This window comes from Streptomyces sp. SID5643, assembly GCF_009872555.1.
GTDB lineage: Bacteria > Actinomycetota > Actinomycetes > Streptomycetales > Streptomycetaceae > Streptomyces > Streptomyces iakyrus.
The window spans coordinates 1-15,648 of the sequence record NZ_WWIC01000206.1; the positions used below are offsets into that span (position 1 = coordinate 1).

16 protein-coding genes, 2 pseudogenes and 1 riboswitch are annotated in these 15,648 nt (G+C 72.2%); of the genes and pseudogenes, 11 read left to right on the forward strand and 7 right to left on the reverse strand.

Annotation, left to right across the window (positions count from 1 at the left end):
- The 3 genes and pseudogenes from GTY56_RS40030 to GTY56_RS23390 all read right to left on the reverse strand — a co-directional run.
- The coding region (locus GTY56_RS40030) for an anthranilate synthase component II (protein ID WP_346345547.1) at positions 1-1,082 on the reverse strand (1,082 nt) is incomplete at its 3' end.
- Positions 1,083-1,224: 142 nt separating this feature from the next.
- Positions 1,225-1,329: pseudogene (locus GTY56_RS41625) on the reverse strand (hypothetical protein); the annotation flags it as partial.
- A 267-nt stretch (positions 1,330-1,596) separates the two neighbouring features.
- The gene (locus GTY56_RS23390; RefSeq protein ID WP_161367307.1) at positions 1,597-2,442 is read right to left on the reverse strand and encodes a DMT family protein; all 846 of its coding nucleotides are present in this window, start codon (positions 2,440-2,442) and stop codon (positions 1,597-1,599) included.
- A gap of 124 nt (positions 2,443-2,566) precedes the next feature.
- On the opposite strand from GTY56_RS23390, the gene GTY56_RS23395 reads away from it, so the two are divergent.
- From GTY56_RS23395 to GTY56_RS23405, 3 genes are all read left to right on the forward strand, one after another.
- The gene (locus GTY56_RS23395) at positions 2,567-2,920 is read left to right on the forward strand and encodes a hypothetical protein (RefSeq protein WP_161367295.1); all 354 of its coding nucleotides are present in this window, start codon (positions 2,567-2,569) and stop codon (positions 2,918-2,920) included.
- Between the two features lie 17 nt (positions 2,921-2,937).
- Complete coding sequence (locus GTY56_RS23400; protein WP_161367296.1) at positions 2,938-4,119, forward strand: glutathionylspermidine synthase family protein; 1,182 nt, start codon at positions 2,938-2,940, stop codon at positions 4,117-4,119.
- 121 nt (positions 4,120-4,240) lie between these two features.
- Positions 4,241-4,327: riboswitch (ZMP/ZTP riboswitch) on the forward strand.
- Complete coding sequence (locus GTY56_RS23405) at positions 4,309-5,808, forward strand: glycine hydroxymethyltransferase (protein ID WP_161367297.1); 1,500 nt, start codon at positions 4,309-4,311, stop codon at positions 5,806-5,808. (Overlaps the previous riboswitch by 19 nt.)
- 13 nt (positions 5,809-5,821) lie before the next feature.
- Here GTY56_RS23405 and GTY56_RS23410 read toward each other — a convergent pair whose 3' ends face one another.
- Complete coding sequence (locus tag GTY56_RS23410) at positions 5,822-6,490, reverse strand: hypothetical protein (RefSeq protein ID WP_524540131.1); 669 nt, start codon at positions 6,488-6,490, stop codon at positions 5,822-5,824.
- A 224-nt stretch (positions 6,491-6,714) separates the two neighbouring features.
- On the opposite strand from GTY56_RS23410, the gene trpS reads away from it, so the two are divergent.
- Positions 6,715-7,728, forward strand: a complete 1,014-nt coding sequence (trpS, locus tag GTY56_RS23415) for a tryptophan--tRNA ligase (RefSeq protein WP_033311646.1) — start codon at positions 6,715-6,717, stop codon at positions 7,726-7,728.
- 139 nt (positions 7,729-7,867) lie between these two features.
- Positions 7,868-8,446 (forward strand): 2'-5' RNA ligase family protein, encoded by a 579-nt coding sequence (locus GTY56_RS23420; protein ID WP_161367298.1) that lies wholly within the window; start codon positions 7,868-7,870, stop codon positions 8,444-8,446.
- Between the two features lie 13 nt (positions 8,447-8,459).
- On the opposite strand, the gene dprE2 is transcribed toward GTY56_RS23420, so the two are convergent.
- Both dprE2 and dprE1 read right to left on the reverse strand, forming a co-directional pair.
- The gene (dprE2, locus tag GTY56_RS23425; RefSeq protein WP_161367299.1) at positions 8,460-9,215 is read right to left on the reverse strand and encodes a decaprenylphospho-beta-D-erythro-pentofuranosid-2-ulose 2-reductase; all 756 of its coding nucleotides are present in this window, start codon (positions 9,213-9,215) and stop codon (positions 8,460-8,462) included.
- Between the two features lie 22 nt (positions 9,216-9,237).
- On the reverse strand, positions 9,238-10,620 hold the full coding sequence (gene dprE1 / locus GTY56_RS23430; RefSeq protein WP_161367300.1) for a decaprenylphosphoryl-beta-D-ribose oxidase: 1,383 nt from the start codon (positions 10,618-10,620) through the stop codon (positions 9,238-9,240).
- Positions 10,621-10,753: 133 nt separating this feature from the next.
- Here dprE1 and GTY56_RS23435 point away from each other — a divergent pair, with 133 nt between their 5' ends.
- Genes GTY56_RS23435 through GTY56_RS23450 form a run of 4 tightly spaced genes read left to right on the forward strand, consistent with a single transcriptional unit; the run spans position 10,754 to position 13,566 of the window.
- The gene (locus tag GTY56_RS23435; RefSeq protein WP_161367301.1) at positions 10,754-11,275 is read left to right on the forward strand and encodes a phosphatase PAP2 family protein; all 522 of its coding nucleotides are present in this window, start codon (positions 10,754-10,756) and stop codon (positions 11,273-11,275) included.
- Positions 11,268-12,212 (forward strand): decaprenyl-phosphate phosphoribosyltransferase, encoded by a 945-nt coding sequence (locus GTY56_RS23440; protein ID WP_161367302.1) that lies wholly within the window; start codon positions 11,268-11,270, stop codon positions 12,210-12,212. The genes GTY56_RS23435 and GTY56_RS23440 overlap by 8 nt, the downstream gene beginning before the upstream one ends.
- Positions 12,209-12,661, forward strand: coding sequence for a GtrA family protein (locus tag GTY56_RS23445; RefSeq protein ID WP_161367303.1), 453 nt, complete (start codon positions 12,209-12,211; stop codon positions 12,659-12,661). Before GTY56_RS23440 ends, GTY56_RS23445 begins: the two co-directional genes overlap by 4 nt.
- Positions 12,649-13,566: a YihY/virulence factor BrkB family protein gene (locus GTY56_RS23450; protein WP_202510613.1), complete on the forward strand. Its 918-nt coding sequence runs from the start codon at positions 12,649-12,651 to the stop codon at positions 13,564-13,566. Before GTY56_RS23445 ends, GTY56_RS23450 begins: the two co-directional genes overlap by 13 nt.
- Here GTY56_RS23450 and GTY56_RS23455 read toward each other — a convergent pair.
- Positions 13,514-14,821 carry a D-alanyl-D-alanine carboxypeptidase family protein gene (locus GTY56_RS23455; RefSeq protein WP_346345549.1) on the reverse strand — a complete coding sequence of 436 codons (1,308 nt, stop codon included), beginning with the start codon at positions 14,819-14,821 and terminating at the stop codon, positions 13,514-13,516. The two genes, GTY56_RS23450 and GTY56_RS23455, sit on opposite strands and share 53 nt — an antisense overlap.
- Positions 14,822-14,912: 91 nt before the next feature.
- Between GTY56_RS23455 and GTY56_RS23460 the strand changes: the two genes are divergently transcribed.
- Positions 14,913-15,152: an SCO4848 family membrane protein gene (locus GTY56_RS23460; protein WP_161367306.1), complete on the forward strand. Its 240-nt coding sequence runs from the start codon at positions 14,913-14,915 to the stop codon at positions 15,150-15,152.
- A 22-nt stretch (positions 15,153-15,174) separates the two neighbouring features.
- A pseudogene (locus GTY56_RS23465) lies at positions 15,175-15,648 on the forward strand (metallophosphoesterase); the annotation flags it as partial.

Below are 15,648 nucleotides of genomic sequence, written 5' to 3' on the forward strand. Positions count from 1 at the left end.
CCGCCGGGCACCGTGTCAGCCGGGCCCTCCCCGCCGGGCACCGCCGGGTGAGGTGCGACAGCTTCGGGGCCCGGTCCCGGTCCTGCTGTCGCTGCCGCTGCCGCTGCCGCGCCGACGGGTGTCCCGGCGAGTGGGGCGGACGCCGTGGACTCGGGGCCTGGCCCCTGCCCCGCTGCCGCGGCCGTCCCGCCGGGCGTAAGAGCGAGCGGGGCTTCCGCCATGGACCCGGGGCCGAGCCCGACTCCCGCCGACGGAGCCGGTTTGCTCGACGGCGTGGTCCCGTCGAGGCCCGTTGCCCCTGGGCCGCCGGGGGCGTCGGCCTTCGCCCGGGTGACGGCGGCGACCTGGAAGACGGCCGCGGCCACCGGGCGACGCACGCCGCCGAGGCCGAGAAGACCGCCCGGAGGGCGCCGGGCCCCCGCGTCGCCCTCCGGGACCATGACCCGCCGCCGGACCTGCTCGGGCGAGGGCACGGCCGTGTTCTTCGTGCGCAGCTTGCCCGTCCGCTCGGCGGTGAGGTTGCGGAAGTTCACGAGCATGCGGTGCCCGTACTCCGTGAGGGCCGACTCCGGATGGAACTGCACTCCCCACAGCGGCCGGCTGCGGTGCCGGAGCCCCATCAGGGCGCCGTCCTCCGCCCAGGCCGTGGCCTCCAGCGAATCCGGCAACGGCTCGCGCACGGCCGGCGAGTGGTAGCGAACGGCGGTGAAGTGCTGCGGCAGACCGTGGAACAGGTCCCGGCCGTCATGCCGGATCGTGGACAGATGCCCGTGCCGCGGCTCCGGAGCGGGCTCCACCAGCCCGGCCTCCCCGAGCGTGATCCCCTGATGCCCCGGACACACTCCGAGTACCGGAACCGGGGAGGTCGCGAGCAGTCTGCTGCCGATACCGACATCACGCGCCTCGCCCGGATGTCCGGGCCCGGGGGACACCACGAGGTTGTCGAACGCCCGGAGATCGGGAAGACCGTCGACGGGAGCGTCGTTCCGGACGACCACCGGCTCCTCGCCGTTGACCTCGGCGATCAGGTGGAACAGGTTGTACGTGTACGAGTCGTCGTTGTCGATGAGCAGGGTCCTCACCCGCCCACCTCCCTCTGTTCGTTCGCGGGCCTGTACGGCCCGGCGTTTGTGCCGCCCGCGCAGTGCCTGGAGCGACGGGGTGCAGCCATGTCCGGAAGAATCGCTGGAGCCGCGGCATGAGAATCCAGGTGACAAGAGCCGTTACGCACAGACACAACAGCAGCGTGCGCGACAGTGCATGGAGATCACCGAGACGGGGAAGCACCGTCAGATCGAACAGGAGCACCGGCGGGAAAACCGCGCTCATATTCCCGGACGCCGCGCGGTCGCGCCCGGCATCGCCCACCCCCACGAGTGGAATGCGGCTGCACGGTCCGGCTTCATGCGACAGGCCACGGTGACCGTGACGGAATTACTGGTCACGCCCTCCCGTACGGGAAGCGCTCACCGCGCGTTCAAGATTCAACGAAGAATGTTCCGGTTGCCCGGAGGCCATCCCGGAGGTCATCCCCAAGGCCATCCCGTGGGTCACCCGGAAGATGCAGAATCCCCGCAGGCCGGAAAGCGCATCCGCTCAACTCGGCGCGACCGCGCTCTCCTCCGCCTCCACCGGCGCCTCCCCGAACCGCGACAACGCCAGCGCCCCCGCCACCGCCACCGCGAAACCGACGATCGCCAGCCACCCCAGCCCCGGCCGCGTACGGTCCCCGAGCCACATCACGCCGATCAGCGCGGGCGCGACCGTCTCCCCGAGCACCAGACCGGCCGTCGCCGTGGTCACCGACCCGCGCTGTAGAGCCGTGGTCAGCAGCAGGAACGCCGCCCCGCCGCCGAGCAGCAGCGCGTACGTCGCCGGGTTGGGGAACAGCTCACCGGCAGAGAACCCGTCGATCAACCGCACCGACACCTCCACCACGCCGAACCCGAGCCCCGCCCCCAGCCCGAGCGTCAGCGCCCGCCCCCGCTCCGGCAGCCGCCCGGCCACGGCCCCGAGCAGCAGCACCCCGGCCGCCGCCCCGAGCATCGCCCACGTCAGCCAGGCCGGCCCCTCCTCGTCACCCTCCGCCCCGGAGGCCAGCCCCAGCAGGGCCAGCCCGGCACACACCACCGCCACCGCCGCCCACTCCACGCGGCTCAGCCGCACCCTGAGCAGCCGCGCCGCGACCACGGCCGTCACCGCGAGGCTTGCCGCCAGCGCCGCCCCCACCGCGTAGATCGGCACCGACCGCAGCGCGAGGATCTGCAACACGAAACCGAGCCCGTCCAGTGCGAGTCCGGCGAGATACCGCCACTGCCGCAGCGCCCGCCACAGCAGTGCCACGTCCCCGGCCGGCGCGGTCGCCGCCGCCGACCGCGCGGCGATCGCCTGCAACACGGTCGCCGTACCGAAGCAGACCGCCGCACCGAGGGCGCACACCATTCCAAAGATCACAAATCGACAGTAGGGGAGTGCCTGGGGACGGGGGGCCATGCGTGGCCGTTCACACCGATCTCTAGGCTGACCGTCTGTCAGTGCACACGGGGAGATGCGGGGAGACACGCACATGGCTGAGACACGGCGACGGTTGCGTTCGAGCACGGTGGTGCTGGGCGGCATGGGCGTCCTCGCGGCGGCCCTGTCCGCGTGCGGCTCGGACCCCGACCGCCGCTGTGTGGACCGGGACAGCTACGACTACATCAACGGCTACAAGATCGTCGCCGACAAGAACTGCTCGTCCGGCACGTCCTCCTCCGGCAAGGGCCGCAAGAAGACCGGCAAGACCAAGGCCACCGACGCCGACTGGTACTACGACGCCGACGTCAGCGGCGGCTGGGCCGACCACGGCACCTTCAGCCGCGACGAGGCCGTCGACCGGGGCGGCTTCGGCTGCTCCGGCAGCGGCAGCGGCGGCGGCTGACCGGGCGGAGGCAGCAGATGGAACGCCGCACCATGGAGCCCCGCCCCGGCTGGCAGCAGACCGTCGAGGAACAGGGCCTGATCTACCCCCTGACCCGCTACCCCGACGACTCCCTGCGCCCCTACTGGGACGAGAGCGCGTACTACGTCTTCTCCCTGGAGGAGATCGAGGCCCTCGAAGAGGTGGTCGAGGAACTCCACCGCATGTGCCTGGCGGCGGCCGGCCACATCGTCGCCGAGGACCGCTTCGCCGACCTCGGCATCACCGACCCCCGCGTCGCCCGCCGGGTCGCCGAGGCCTGGCACCGCAGAGCCGAACTCCCCTCCGTCTACGGCCGCTTCGACCTCCGCTATGACGGCACCGGTCCGGCCAGGCTCCTGGAGTACAACGCCGACACCCCCACCTCACTGGTCGAGGCCGCGTCCCCCCAGTGGTTCTGGATGGAGGAGCGTTTCCCCGGCGCCGACCAGTGGAACTCCCTGCACGAGCGCCTCATCGACGCCTGGAAGAAGCAGGCCGCCCTCCTCCCGCCGGGCAGCCCCCTCTACTTCGCGTACTCCGCCGCCGACGAACTCGGCGAGGACATGATGACGGTCGCCTACCTCAAGGAGACCGCCGAGCAGGCCGGCCTCGCCACCGACTGGATCTCCATGGAGGAGATCGGCTGGGACCGCCTCTCCGGCCGCTTCGTCGACCAGCGCCTGCGCTTCATCCGCAGCGTCTTCAAGCTCTACCCCTGGGAATGGCTCACCACCGACCGCTTCGCCGACCACGTCCTGGACACCCTCGACAACGGCGGCGGCTCCGGCTCCACCCTGTGGATCGAGCCGGCCTGGAAGATGCTCCTGAGCAACAAGGCGCTCCTGGCGATCCTCTGGGAGCTGTATCCGGACCACCCGAACCTCCTCCCCGCGTATCTGGACGGCCCCCGTGACCTGACCGCCGAGGGCTGGGTGGCCAAGCCCCTCCTGGGTCGCGAGGGCGCGGGCGTCACGATCCACGACCCCGGATCCGCCCCCGCCGTCCGTGACGAGCCCTGCTGCTACCAGCAACTGGCTCCCCTCCCCGACTTCGACGGCAACCGCGTCGTCCTGGGCGCCTGGGTGGTGGAGAACGAGTCGGCGGGCCTGGGCATCAGAGAGTCGTCGGGCCTGATCACGGACGAGTACGCGAGGTTCCTGCCCCACGTGATCCTCTAGACGGGGGCTGGCCGCGTTCCTCAGGGGCGCGGGGAACTGCGCGGTCAACCAGCGACGACCCGCACCCGGCTACGAAGAGCAACCCGGCAGACGCACCCCGCCCGCCCCACCCGGTAGGCTGACCCCGGGCCGTGACTGGCGCGCTGGGATGGGACCAACCATCGGGGAGCGGCCCGTGCAGAGAGAGCCGTGCGCCTGGGCCGTACCGTGAACGCTGAACGCAACGTCCGGAGGTCCACCATGTCAGCCGAGCCCCTCTCCACCGCTTCCACCGCCTACCGCGCCGCCCTCGACGTGATCCGCGCCATCGAACCCCGCGTGGCGGACGCCATCGGCCAGGAGGTCGCCGACCAGCGCGAGATGCTCAAGCTGATCGCGTCGGAGAACTACGCCTCCCCGGCCACGCTCCTGGCGATGGGCAACTGGTTCAGCGACAAGTACGCCGAGGGCACCATCGGCCGCCGCTTCTACGCCGGCTGCCGCAACGTCGACACCGTCGAGTCGCTCGCCGCCGAGCACGCCAAGGAGCTCTTCGGCGCCCGCCACGCCTACGTCCAGCCGCACTCCGGCATCGACGCCAACCTGGTCGCCTTCTGGGCCGTCCTCGGCGCCCGCGTCGAGGTGCCCTTCCTGGAGAAGACCGGCGCCCGCCAGATCAACGACCTGACCGACGCCGACTGGGCCGAGCTGCGCCAGGCCTTCGGCAACCAGCGCATGCTCGGCATGTCGCTGGACGCCGGCGGCCACCTCACCCACGGCTTCCGCCCGAACATCTCCGGCAAGATGTTCGACCAGCGCTCCTACGGCACCGACCCGGCCACGGGACTCATCGACTACGAGGCGCTGCGCACCTCCGCCCGCGAGTTCAAGCCGCTGATCATCGTCGCCGGCTACTCCGCCTACCCCCGTCTGGTGAACTTCCGCATCATGCGGGAGATCGCCGACGAGGTCGGCGCGACGCTGATGGTCGACATGGCGCACTTCGCCGGCCTGGTCGCGGGCAAGGTCCTCACCGGCGACTTCGACCCGGTCCCGCACGCCCAGATCGTGACGACGACCACCCACAAGTCGCTGCGCGGCCCCCGCGGCGGCATGGTCCTGTGCGACGACTCGCTGAAGGACCAGGTCGACCGCGGCTGCCCGATGGTCCTCGGCGGCCCGCTCCCGCACGTCATGGCCGCCAAGGCGGTCGCCCTCGCTGAGGCCCGCCAGGAGTCCTTCCGCGACTACGCCCAGCGCATCGTCGACAACTCCCGGGCCCTCGCCGAAGGCCTGATGCGCCGCGGCGCGACCCTCGTGACCGGCGGCACGGACAACCACCTGAACCTGATCGACGTCGCCTCCTCCTACGGCCTCACCGGCCGCCAGGCCGAGGCCGCCCTGCTGGAGTCGGGCATCGTCACCAACCGCAACGCCATCCCCGCCGACCCGAACGGCGCCTGGTACACCTCCGGCATCCGCATCGGCACCCCCGCCCTGACCACCCGCGGCCTCGGCACCGCCGAGATGGACGAGGTCGCCGGCCTCATCGACCGCGTCCTCACCACCACGGAGCCGGGCACGACGAAGTCGGGCGCCCCCTCCAAGGCGGCCCACGTGCTCGACGGCAAGGTCGCCGACGAGATCTCCCGCCGCGCCACCGACCTCGTGGCCGGTTTCCCGCTGTACCCGGAGATCGACCTGGGCTGACCCCCCGGGCCCGTCACTCGTCCAGGTCGATGAGCACCTGACGCGGCTCCTCCCGCGGCGGTCCGGCTTCCCGCCGGGCCGCCGCGCGGCGTATCAGCAGCGTGCCGCCCGCACCGGCCGCGAGCCCCAGCGCCGCCGCCGTCACCGCCCACCGGACGTCACCCCGCGCCGGACCGTCCGGGTCCGCGGCGGAACCGCCGTCCCCGTCACCGAGCAGCCGCGTCCTGTCCAGTCGCTCGAAGACGGACCGGGGCGCCCGGTGCCAGCGGATGTCGTCGTCCTCCACGGCGGGCGTCGGATCCGAGCGCACCCACGGCGTGCCGTCCGCGGCCACCACCAGCTGGTCCTGCCGCTCGACGGCCACGTCCCCGCCCGGCGGCCGGTTCGTGCTCGGCCACCCGCCGACTCCGGACAGCCCCCACACCACTGTGAACCGCACCCGCGGGAAGCTCCCCTCCGCCCACTCCTCCGGCACCCGCTCCGTCCCCCTGTGCGTGGGCTCCAGCAGCTGCCACAGCCGGGCGAAGGCCGGCTCGCCGGAGCGCACCGCCGTCGTCCGCCCCGTACCGCCCGCGACGACCATCGCCACGTCGGGCACGTCCCGCCCCCGCGCGGGGAGGGCAGTGGCGGCCGTCACCGTCGCGCCCCCGGCCGGCACGGCCGCCACGGACACCACCAGCACCCACCGCACCACCCGGCCCCGGAACGGGGCCGAACCCACCCGGCCCCGACGCCGTGGTTCCCCCGCCCCGCCCCGTGCCCGCATGGGTTCCCCCTCCCCGTCCGCCGCCCGGGACAGCCCCCCTCCCGCGCCTCACCCCTTGTTACACCCCCGGGGCCGAACGGCATCCCGTCTGTTTCCGGCCTGTTCCGGATCGGCTCCCGGGACCTGAGAGAATGGTGAGCATGGCCTCTGACCGACCTCGCGTGCTCTCCGGGATCCAGCCCACCGCCGGCTCGTTCCACCTCGGCAACTACCTCGGCGCCGTCCGCCAGTGGGTGGCCCTCCAGGAGACCCACGACGCGTTCTACATGGTCGTCGACCTGCACGCGATCACCATCCCGCAGGACCCGAAGGACCTGCGCGCGAACACGCGCCTGGCCGCGGCCCAGCTCCTCGCGGCGGGTCTCGACCCGGACCGCTGCACGCTCTTCGTGCAGAGCCACGTCCCCGAGCACGCCCAGCTCGCCTGGATCATGAACTGCCTCACCGGCTTCGGCGAGGCCGGCCGGATGACGCAGTTCAAGGACAAGTCCGCCAAGCAGGGCGCCGAGCGGGCCTCGGTCGGCCTGTTCACGTACCCGATCCTCCAGGTCGCGGACATCCTGCTCTACCAGGCCCACGAGGTCCCCGTCGGTGAGGACCAGCGCCAGCACATCGAGCTCACCCGCGACCTCGCCACGCGCTTCAACGGCCGCTTCGGCGAGACCTTCACGCTGCCGAAGCCGTACATCCTCAAGGAGACGGCGAAGATCTACGACCTCCAGGACCCGTCGATCAAGATGAGCAAGTCGGCGTCCACGCCGAAGGGCCTCATCAACCTCCTCGACGAGCCCAAGGCCACGGCCAAGAAGGTCAAGAGCGCCGTCACCGACACCGACACGGTGATCCGCTACGACGCCGAGAACAAGCCGGGCGTCAGCAACCTGCTCACGATCTACTCGACCCTCACCGGCGAGAGCATCGCCGAGCTGGAGGAGAAGTACACCGGCAAGATGTACGGCGCGCTCAAGACGGACCTCGCCGAGATCATGGTCGACTTCGTGACGCCGTTCCGGGAGCGCACCCAGCAGTACCTGGACGACCCCGAGACGCTCGACTCGATCCTGGCCAAGGGCGCCGAGAAGGCCCGCGCGGTCGCGGCGGAGACCCTCGCGCAGGCGTACGACAGGGTCGGCTTCCTGCCCGCCAAGCACTGAACCCGCCCCCGCACACAGCCGTACCACCGAACAGCGCTGTACATCACTCCGGTTGCGCCTGCCCGTAACCCGGTCGTGGCCGTACAGTCGATAACCGGGTGGTCGTATCAGCGGCCACACTGACACGACAGGAGACGACGTGGGGACCGTAACGATCGGTGTCTCGATCGCGGTCCCGGAGCCTCACGGCAGCGAGCTCCAGCAGCTGCGCGCGGGCTTCGGCGACGCCGCCGCTCACGGCATCCCCACGCACGTCACCCTGCTGCCGCCGACAGAGATCGACGAGGCGTCCCTGCCGGCCGTCGAGGCGCATCTGGCCGAGGTCGCCGCCGCCGGCCGCGCCTTCCCCATGCGGCTGTCCGGCACCGGCACCTTCCGGCCCCTGTCGCCGGTGGTGTTCGTCCAGGTCGTCGCGGGCGCGGAGGCCTGCACGCTGCTCCAGCAGCAGGTCCGCGACCCCGACGGGCCGGTCGACCGCGAGCTGCAGTTCCCGTACCACCCGCACGTCACCGTGGCGCACGGCATCGACGAGGCGGCCATGGACCGCGCCTTCGAGGAACTCGCCGGCTACGAGGCCGAGTGGCCCTGCACCGGCTTCGCCCTCTACGAGCAGGGCGCCGACGGCGTCTGGCGCAAGCTCCGCGAGTTCCCCTTCGGCGGCTCGGTGGTCCCCCCGCAGGCCGGGCGGGTGGAGCGCGGCTCCGTCCCCATCCGCTGACCCGCCCGCGGGGTCAGACCGGCAGCCGCCGGAACACCCCGCGCGGCAGATGCCGCAGCGCCGCCATCACCACGCGCAGCGTCCCCGGCACCCACACCGTCTCCGTGCGGCGCCGCAGCCCCAGCTCCACGGCCGACGCGACCGCCTCGGGCGTGGTGGCCAGCGGCGCCTCGGGCAGACCGGCGGTCATCCGCGTCCGGACGAAGCCGGGGCGTACGACCATGACGTGCACACCCGTGCCGTGCAGCGCGTCGCCCAGGCCCTGCGCGAAGGCGTCGAGGCCGGCCTTGCTGGAGCCGTAGATGAAGTTCGCCCGGCGGGCCCGCTCGCCCGCGACGGAGGACATCACGACCAGCGAGCCGTGCCCCTGGGACTGGAGCGAACGGGCGCACACCAGGCCCGCCGAGACCGCGCCGGTGTAGTTGGTCTGCGCGACCCGCACCGCCGCCTCCGGCTCCCGCTCGTCGCGGGCCTGGTCGCCGAGCAGCCCGAAGGCGAGCAGCACCATGTCGACGTCGCCCTCGGCGAAGACCTTGCCGAGCACCGCCTCGTGGGAGGCGGGGTCGAGTGCGTCGAAGGCGAGGGTGTGCACGTCGGCGCCGAGCCCGCGCAGCTGCCCGGCGGCCTCCTCCAGGGCGGGGGAGGGGCGGCCGGCCAGCCAGACCGTACGGGTGCGGCGGGCGATCAGCCGGCGGGCGGTCGCCAGCGCGATCTCCGACGTACCGCCGAGGACGAGCAGGGACTGGGGGAGGCCGAAGGCGTCCTTCATGACAGCAGCTCCTAGAGATGGCTCAGAGACTGAGGCGGCGGGCCAGGTCGGACACGAACACCCCGCACGGGTCCAGCCGGGCGCGCAGTTCGCGGAAGTCGTCGAGTCGCGGGTACATGGCCGCAAGCAGCTCCGGGCGCAGCCGGGCGTCCTTGGCGAGGTAGACGCGCCCGCCCGCGGCGGCGACCTCCTCGTCCAGTTCGTCGAGGAACGCGCCGAGGCCGGGCAGGCCCGCCGGGATGTCCAGGGCCAGCGTCCAGCCCGGCACGGGGAACGACAGCCAGCCCGGGTCGGATTCCCCGAAGCGCTTGAGGACGGCCAGGAAGGACGGGCAGCGGCGTTCGGAGATGCGGCGCACGATGCGACGCAGGGCGTCCTCGCGGCCGTGGCCGACGACGAACTGGTACTGGACGAAGCCGCCCCGGCCGTAGACGCGGTTCCAGTGGGGCACACCGTCCAGGGGGTGGAAGAAGCCGGAGATCCGCTGGAGTTGGCCGGTCCGGGAGCGGGGGGCCTTGCGGTACCACAGCTCGTTGAACAGGCCCACGGTCGTCCGGCTGAGCAGGCCCTCGGGGAGGATCGCCGGGGTGGCCGGGAGGCGGGAGGTGCGGAAGGCCAGCGGGTCCCGGCGCAGGCGGGCGGGAAGAGCGTCCAGGGGTGCGTGGTCACCGCGGGTGAGGACCGCGCGGCCGGTGGCGGCGCCCCGGGCCAGCAGGTCGATCCAGGCGACCGAGTAGCGGTAGCGGTGGTCGGTGGCCGCGAGCCGGGCCATCAGGTCGTCGAGGTCCGTCGCCCGCTCCGTGTCGACCGACATCAGCGAGGTCTCGACCGGCTGGAGCCGGATCGTCGCGGTGAGGATCACGCCGGTCAGGCCCATGCCGCCGGCCGTGGCGTCGAAGAGCGGCGTGCCGGGGATCACCGTGCGGACCTCGCCGTCCGCGGTGAGCAGTTCGAGGGCGAGCACGTGCCGCGCGAAGGAGCCGGAGACGTGGTGGTTCTTGCCGTGGATGTCGGCGCCGATGGCCCCGCCGACGGTGACGTAGCGGGTGCCGGGGGTGACCGGCACGAACCAGCCGAGCGGCAGCAGCACCTCCATCAGCCGGTGCAGGGAGACACCCGCGTCGCACAGCACGGTGCCGCCGTCGGCGTCGATGGCGTGCACCCGGTCCAGGGCCGTCATGTCGAGTACGGAGCCGCCCGCGTTCTGCGCCGCGTCCCCGTACGCCCGCCCCAGGCCCCGGGGGATCCCGCCGCGGGCCCCGCAGTCCCGGACGGCCGCCGCGGCCTCCTCGTACGACCGGGGGCGGATCAGCCAAGCGGCGGTGGGGGCGGTGCGGCCCCAGCCGGTGACGGTGGTGTGGTCCAGGCCCATGACGTCCGGGTCGGAATCGGTCTCGGCAGACATGCTTGTGACCGTATCGCCCTGCTGTGAGCGATTAGTTAGAGAACATGGCAACTCTCCCCGAAATGGGTGATTAATGGGATGTCGCTCAATATTGCCGGAGTTCAGGCCTCACGGGCGTGAACAGTGAGTCCACATGGACGACCTCGACGACCTGCACGACATGGACCACCGGATCGTTTCGGCGCTCAGGGAGTGCGGCACCGACCCGCGCGTGGCCGGCGCCGCGCGTGCGCTGTCCTGGGCGGGGGAGCACGCGGCGCTGTGGCTGGCGGCGGGACTCGCCGGAGCCGCCGTCGACGGCGGGCGGCGCGGCGCCTGGCTGCGGGGCACGGCCCTCACCGCCGGGGCGCACCTCGTCAGCATGGGAGTGAAACGGGTCGTGCGCCGGCCTCGCCCCGCGCACGTCGAGCCCCTGGTGCGCACGGCCGGCCGGCACTCCTTCCCCAGCTCGCACGCCACCTCCGCGGCGGCCGCCGCCGTCGCCTTCGGCGCCCTGGGAGCACACGCCGTCCCGCCGCTCGCCGGCCTGGTGTGCGTCTCACGGCTGGTGGCCGGCGTCCACTTCCCCACGGACGTCGCGGCCGGCGCGGCCCTGGGCGCCCTCACAGCACGGCTCGGCGCCCGCTGGATGCGGGGAGGCGCCCACCATGACTGAGACGGCCCTCCTGCGGCAGCGCACCCATCAGGAGCGGCCCGCGCCACCCCGCAAGGGCGGCCTCGTGGCCGGGCTCTTCAGGACCGCGCGCCCCAAGCAGTGGGTCAAGAACGTCCTCGTGGTCGCCGCCCCGGCCGCCGCGGGCGAGCTCTTCTCCCGGCACGCCCTGATCCAACTCGCCCTGGTGTTCTGCCTCTTCACCGCCTGCGCCGCCGCCGTCTACCTCGTCAACGACGCCCGCGACGCCGACGCCGACCGCGCCCACCCCGTCAAGCGGCACCGCCCGGTCGCCGCCGGGCAGGTCCCCGTGCCTCTCGCCTACGCCGTCGGCGGCTGCCTCGGCGTCCTCGCGCCCACCGCTGCGGCCTGGTTGTGCGGCCCGGCCGTCGCCGCGCTGCTGACCGCCTACCTCGCCATGCAACTGGCCTACTGCATCAGCCTCAAGCACGTCCTCGTCGTCGACCTGGCCGTCGTCACCACCGGTTTCCTGATGCGGGCGATGATCGGCGGACTCGCCCTCGGCATCCCGCTCTCGCGCTGGTTCCTGATCACCACCGGCTTCGGCGCCCTGTTCATGGTGTCGGCCAAGCGCTACTCGGAAGCCGTCCAGATGGCCGGAAAGGCTGGCGCCACCCGGGCGTTGCTCACCGAGTACACCACCGGCTACCTCCGCTTCGTCTGGCAGCTCGCGGCCGGTGTCGCCGTCCTCGGCTACTGCCTGTGGGCCATGGAGGAGGGCGGCGTCCCGCACACCAGCGTGCTGCCCTGGCGCCAGCTGTCCATGGTCGCCTTCATCCTGGCAATCCTCCGGTATGCCGTCTTCGCCGACCGCGGCACGGCCGGCGAACCCGAGGACGTCGTCCTGCGCGACCGCGCGCTCGCGCTCATCGGCGTGGCCTGGGTGGCGATGTACGGTCTGGCCGTGGCGAACTGGTGACCACGCGCGCGTGGCGGAGCCCCACGCTCCCGGCCCGCCGGGAACTGATCGGCTTCGCCGGCGTCGGCCTCCTCGCCTACGCCGTCGACCTCGCCCTGTTCACCTGCCTGCGCGGGCCGGCCGGACTCGATCCGCTCCCCGCCAAGTCCCTGTCCTTCCTGGCCGCCTGCACGGTCGCCTACGCGGGCAACGCCCTCGGCCCCTACCGGACCACGCGCGCACCGGGCCTGCGCCCGTACGCCGTGTTCTTCGCCGTGAACCTCGCCGGAGCCGCCGTACAACTGCTCTGCCTGGCCGTCAGCCACTACGGCCTCGGGCTCACCTCGCAGCGCGCGGACACCGTCTCCGGGGCGGTCATCGGTATGGCACTGGCCACAGTCCTGCGGTTCTGGGGTACCCGTACATGGGTGTTCCGGGCGGAGGGCAGAGTCGGATCATGGACTGGCTGAAAAAGCTACCGGTGATCGGGCCGTGGGCGGAACGGCTGATGATCACGCACGCGTGGCGGTCGTACGAGCGGCTGGACCGCGTGAAGTGGACGCGGCTGGCCGCCGCGATGACCTTCAGGAGCTTCGTCGCGCTGTTCCCGCTGCTGACGGTGTCCGCCACCATCGCCGCCGCCACGCTGAGCACGGGGCAGGAGGAGAAGCTCCAGGACAAGCTCGCCGAGCAGGTCCCGGGCATCTCCGACCAGCTGGACATCGCCGGCCTCGTGGACAACGCCGGCACGATCGGCCTCATCGCGGGCGCGCTGCTGTTCTTCACCGGCGTCAGCTGGGCCGGCTCGATGCGCGAGTGCCTGCGGGCGGTGTGGGACCTCGACGACGACGAGGAGAACCCCGCCCTGCGCTACGGCAAGGACGCGGGGGTCCTGCTCGGCCTCGGCGGCGCGCTTCTCGTCACCATCGCCGCCTCCGCCGTCGCCTCCGCGATGATCGGCTGGACCACCCGGGAGCTCGGCATCGACGAGGGCGGCTGGGGCGGGGTCCTGCTGCACATCGCCGCGTTCCTGATCGCCGTCCTCGCCAACTTCCTGCTTCTGCTCTACGTCCTGACCCTGCTGCCCGGCGTCGAGCCGGGCCGCCACCGCCTGTTGGTGGCCGCGCTGACCGGCGCCATCGGCTTCGAACTGCTGAAGCTGCTGCTCAGCGGCTATCTACAGGGCGTGGCGGCGAAGAGCATGTACGGCGCGTTCGGCGTGCCCGTCGCGCTGCTGCTGTGGATCAACTTCACCTCGAAGCTGGTGCTGTTCTGCGCCTCCTGGACGGCGACGCAGAGCAAGGAGGACGAAGTCCCCGGTCTCACGGACGAGTCCGGCGGCGCACCAGATCCGGCAGCGGCCAGCGGCGGTTGACCAGGAACGCGCCGCCCGCGAGCAGCACCAGCACCCCGCCCGTGATGCCGAGCGCGGTCCCGATGCCGCTGGTGCCGTTCGCGGCCGGGGCGCCGGCCACCGGCTTCGCACCGGTCCCGGCCGTAGCGCTGCCGCCGTCCCCGGAGCCGCCGGCCTCGCCGGAGGGGTTCGCGCCGGGCTGGTCACCGGCCTGGGCGGCACCCTTGGGCGGCACCAGCTCGCCCACCGGCTGCACCTTCCCGGCCGCCTTGAAGCCCCAGTCGAACAGCCGGGCCGTCTCCTTGTAGACCTCGTTGTGTTCGGACTTCGACGGGTTCATCACCGTCACCAGCAGCACCTTGCCACCGCGCTCGGCGACGCCGGTGAAGGTGGCTCCCGCGTTGGTGGTGTTGCCGTTCTTGACGCCCGCGATGCCCTGGTAGACGGGCACGTCCACGTCACCGGCCAGCAGCCGGTTGGTGTTCCGGATCTCGAAGGGCTTACGGACCTTTTTGCCCTTCTTACCCTTCTTCGTCTCGCCCGGGAACTTCGCGGTGACCGTCGAGGCGTACTCGCGGAAGTCCTTCTTCTGCATCCCGGAGCGGGCGATCAGGGTCAGGTCGTAGGCCGACGACACCTGCCCCTCGGCGTCGTAGCCGTCCGGGCTGACCACGTGCGTGTCGAGGGCCTGGATCTCCTCGGCGTGCTCGTTCATCTCCTTGACGGTGTTCTCGACGCCCTTGTTCATCGCGGACAGCACGTGCACGGCGTCGTTACCGGACTGAAGGAAGACGCCCAGCCAGAGGTCGTGGACCGTGTACGTCTCGTCCTCCTTTATCCCGACCATGCTGGAGCCGGGGCCGATGCCGGCCAGGTCGGAGGGCACGACCTTGTGCTTGGTGTCCCTGGGGAACTTCGGCAGCAGCGTGTCCGCGAACAGCATCTTCAGCGTGCTCGCCGGAGCGAGACGCCAGTGCGCGTTGTGTGAGGCCAGCACATCGCCGGACTCGGCGTCGGCCACGATCCAGGAGCGGGCGCTCAGGTCCTTCGGCAGCACCGGCACGCCGCTCGCCAGGTTCACCTGCGTCCCCGGCCTGCCGAGCCGGGCGCCGCCCACGGTCGACATCGACGCCGGGGGCGTGGCCGACGGGCTCGCCGAGGGGCTGCCCGAGGGCTTGGGGGCGGCGACGGCGGCGGGCGCGGCCAGCGCGAGGGAGGTCAGGACGGCGGAGGTGACCAGCAGGGATCGCCTGGCGGTCTTCTTCGGAGCGGGCACGGTCGGAAACGTACATGCCGTACGGGGGGAAGTCCCGCCTCCGGCCCCACCCCGCGAACGGAACCGGACAGGGCTTGGCGATACTGGGTGCATGAAGCTCAGCCGCCCCGTCTCCTGGTTCCTGCTCGCCTTCGGGGTGTGGAGCTGGGTCATCTGGATCACTTTCGTCAAGAACCTGGTCAAGGACAGCAGCGGGCTCGCGTTCGACGACGGTCGTCCCACGGGGTACTTCTGGGTGCACCTGGTGCTCGCCGTCGTTTCCTTCGTATTGGGGACGGTCGTCGGGGCCATCGGGTTGCGTGGTCTGCGCGCACTGCGCCGGACGTCATAGGGCGATCGGGAGACACGACACCGTGGTCATCGTTTTCGTACTCGTCGCCGTCCTGGTCCTGGCCGTGGTCGTGACGGCCAACTGGTACGTGTGGCGCCGCCTGTTCCGCGACACGACCCGCGGCCCGGGCCTGACGCGCCGCGCGGGCGCGGTCCTGATCGCCGGCGGCTGGATCCTGGCGATCACGGCCCTGGTCGCCGAGCGCTCGGGCGCCCCGTTCTGGCTCCAGCAGGTCCTCGCCTGGCCGGGCTTCCTGTGGCTGGCCCTGTCGATATACCTCCTGTTGGCGGTGCTGGCCGGCGAAATCGTCAGACCCCTCCTGCGCCGCTTCCTGGAACACCGTGCGAGACGAACGGACCAGGGGGCACAGCCCGGCCCGGCGACGGCCACGGCATACTCCCCGGCGGGTTCCGAGGGCGTGCCGCCCACGGCCCCCGCCTCGCAGCCCGACGGCGGTGGTGGCGCGGCCTCCACCGCGACCGCCGTGCCCGCGGCC

Excerpts from the sequence above, each read along its gene's own strand:
- GTY56_RS23435 (WP_161367301.1), top strand. The coding sequence starts at position 10,754 with ATGGACGACCTCGACGACCTGCACGACATGGACCACCGGATCGTTTCG.
- GTY56_RS23395 (WP_161367295.1), top strand. The coding sequence starts at position 2,567 with ATGGCTGAGACACGGCGACGGTTGCGTTCGAGCACGGTGGTGCTGGGC.
- GTY56_RS23450 (WP_202510613.1), top strand. The coding sequence starts at position 12,649 with ATGGACTGGCTGAAAAAGCTACCGGTGATCGGGCCGTGGGCGGAACGG.
- GTY56_RS23460 (WP_161367306.1), top strand. The coding sequence starts at position 14,913 with ATGAAGCTCAGCCGCCCCGTCTCCTGGTTCCTGCTCGCCTTCGGGGTG.
- dprE1 (WP_161367300.1), bottom strand. The coding sequence starts at position 10,620 with ATGTCTGCCGAGACCGATTCCGACCCGGACGTCATGGGCCTGGACCAC.
- trpS (WP_033311646.1), top strand. The coding sequence starts at position 6,715 with ATGGCCTCTGACCGACCTCGCGTGCTCTCCGGGATCCAGCCCACCGCC.
- GTY56_RS23440 (WP_161367302.1), top strand. The coding sequence starts at position 11,268 with ATGACTGAGACGGCCCTCCTGCGGCAGCGCACCCATCAGGAGCGGCCC.
- GTY56_RS23390 (WP_161367307.1), bottom strand. The coding sequence starts at position 2,442 with ATGGTGTGCGCCCTCGGTGCGGCGGTCTGCTTCGGTACGGCGACCGTG.
- GTY56_RS23400 (WP_161367296.1), top strand. The coding sequence starts at position 2,938 with ATGGAACGCCGCACCATGGAGCCCCGCCCCGGCTGGCAGCAGACCGTC.
- dprE2 (WP_161367299.1), bottom strand. The coding sequence starts at position 9,215 with ATGAAGGACGCCTTCGGCCTCCCCCAGTCCCTGCTCGTCCTCGGCGGT.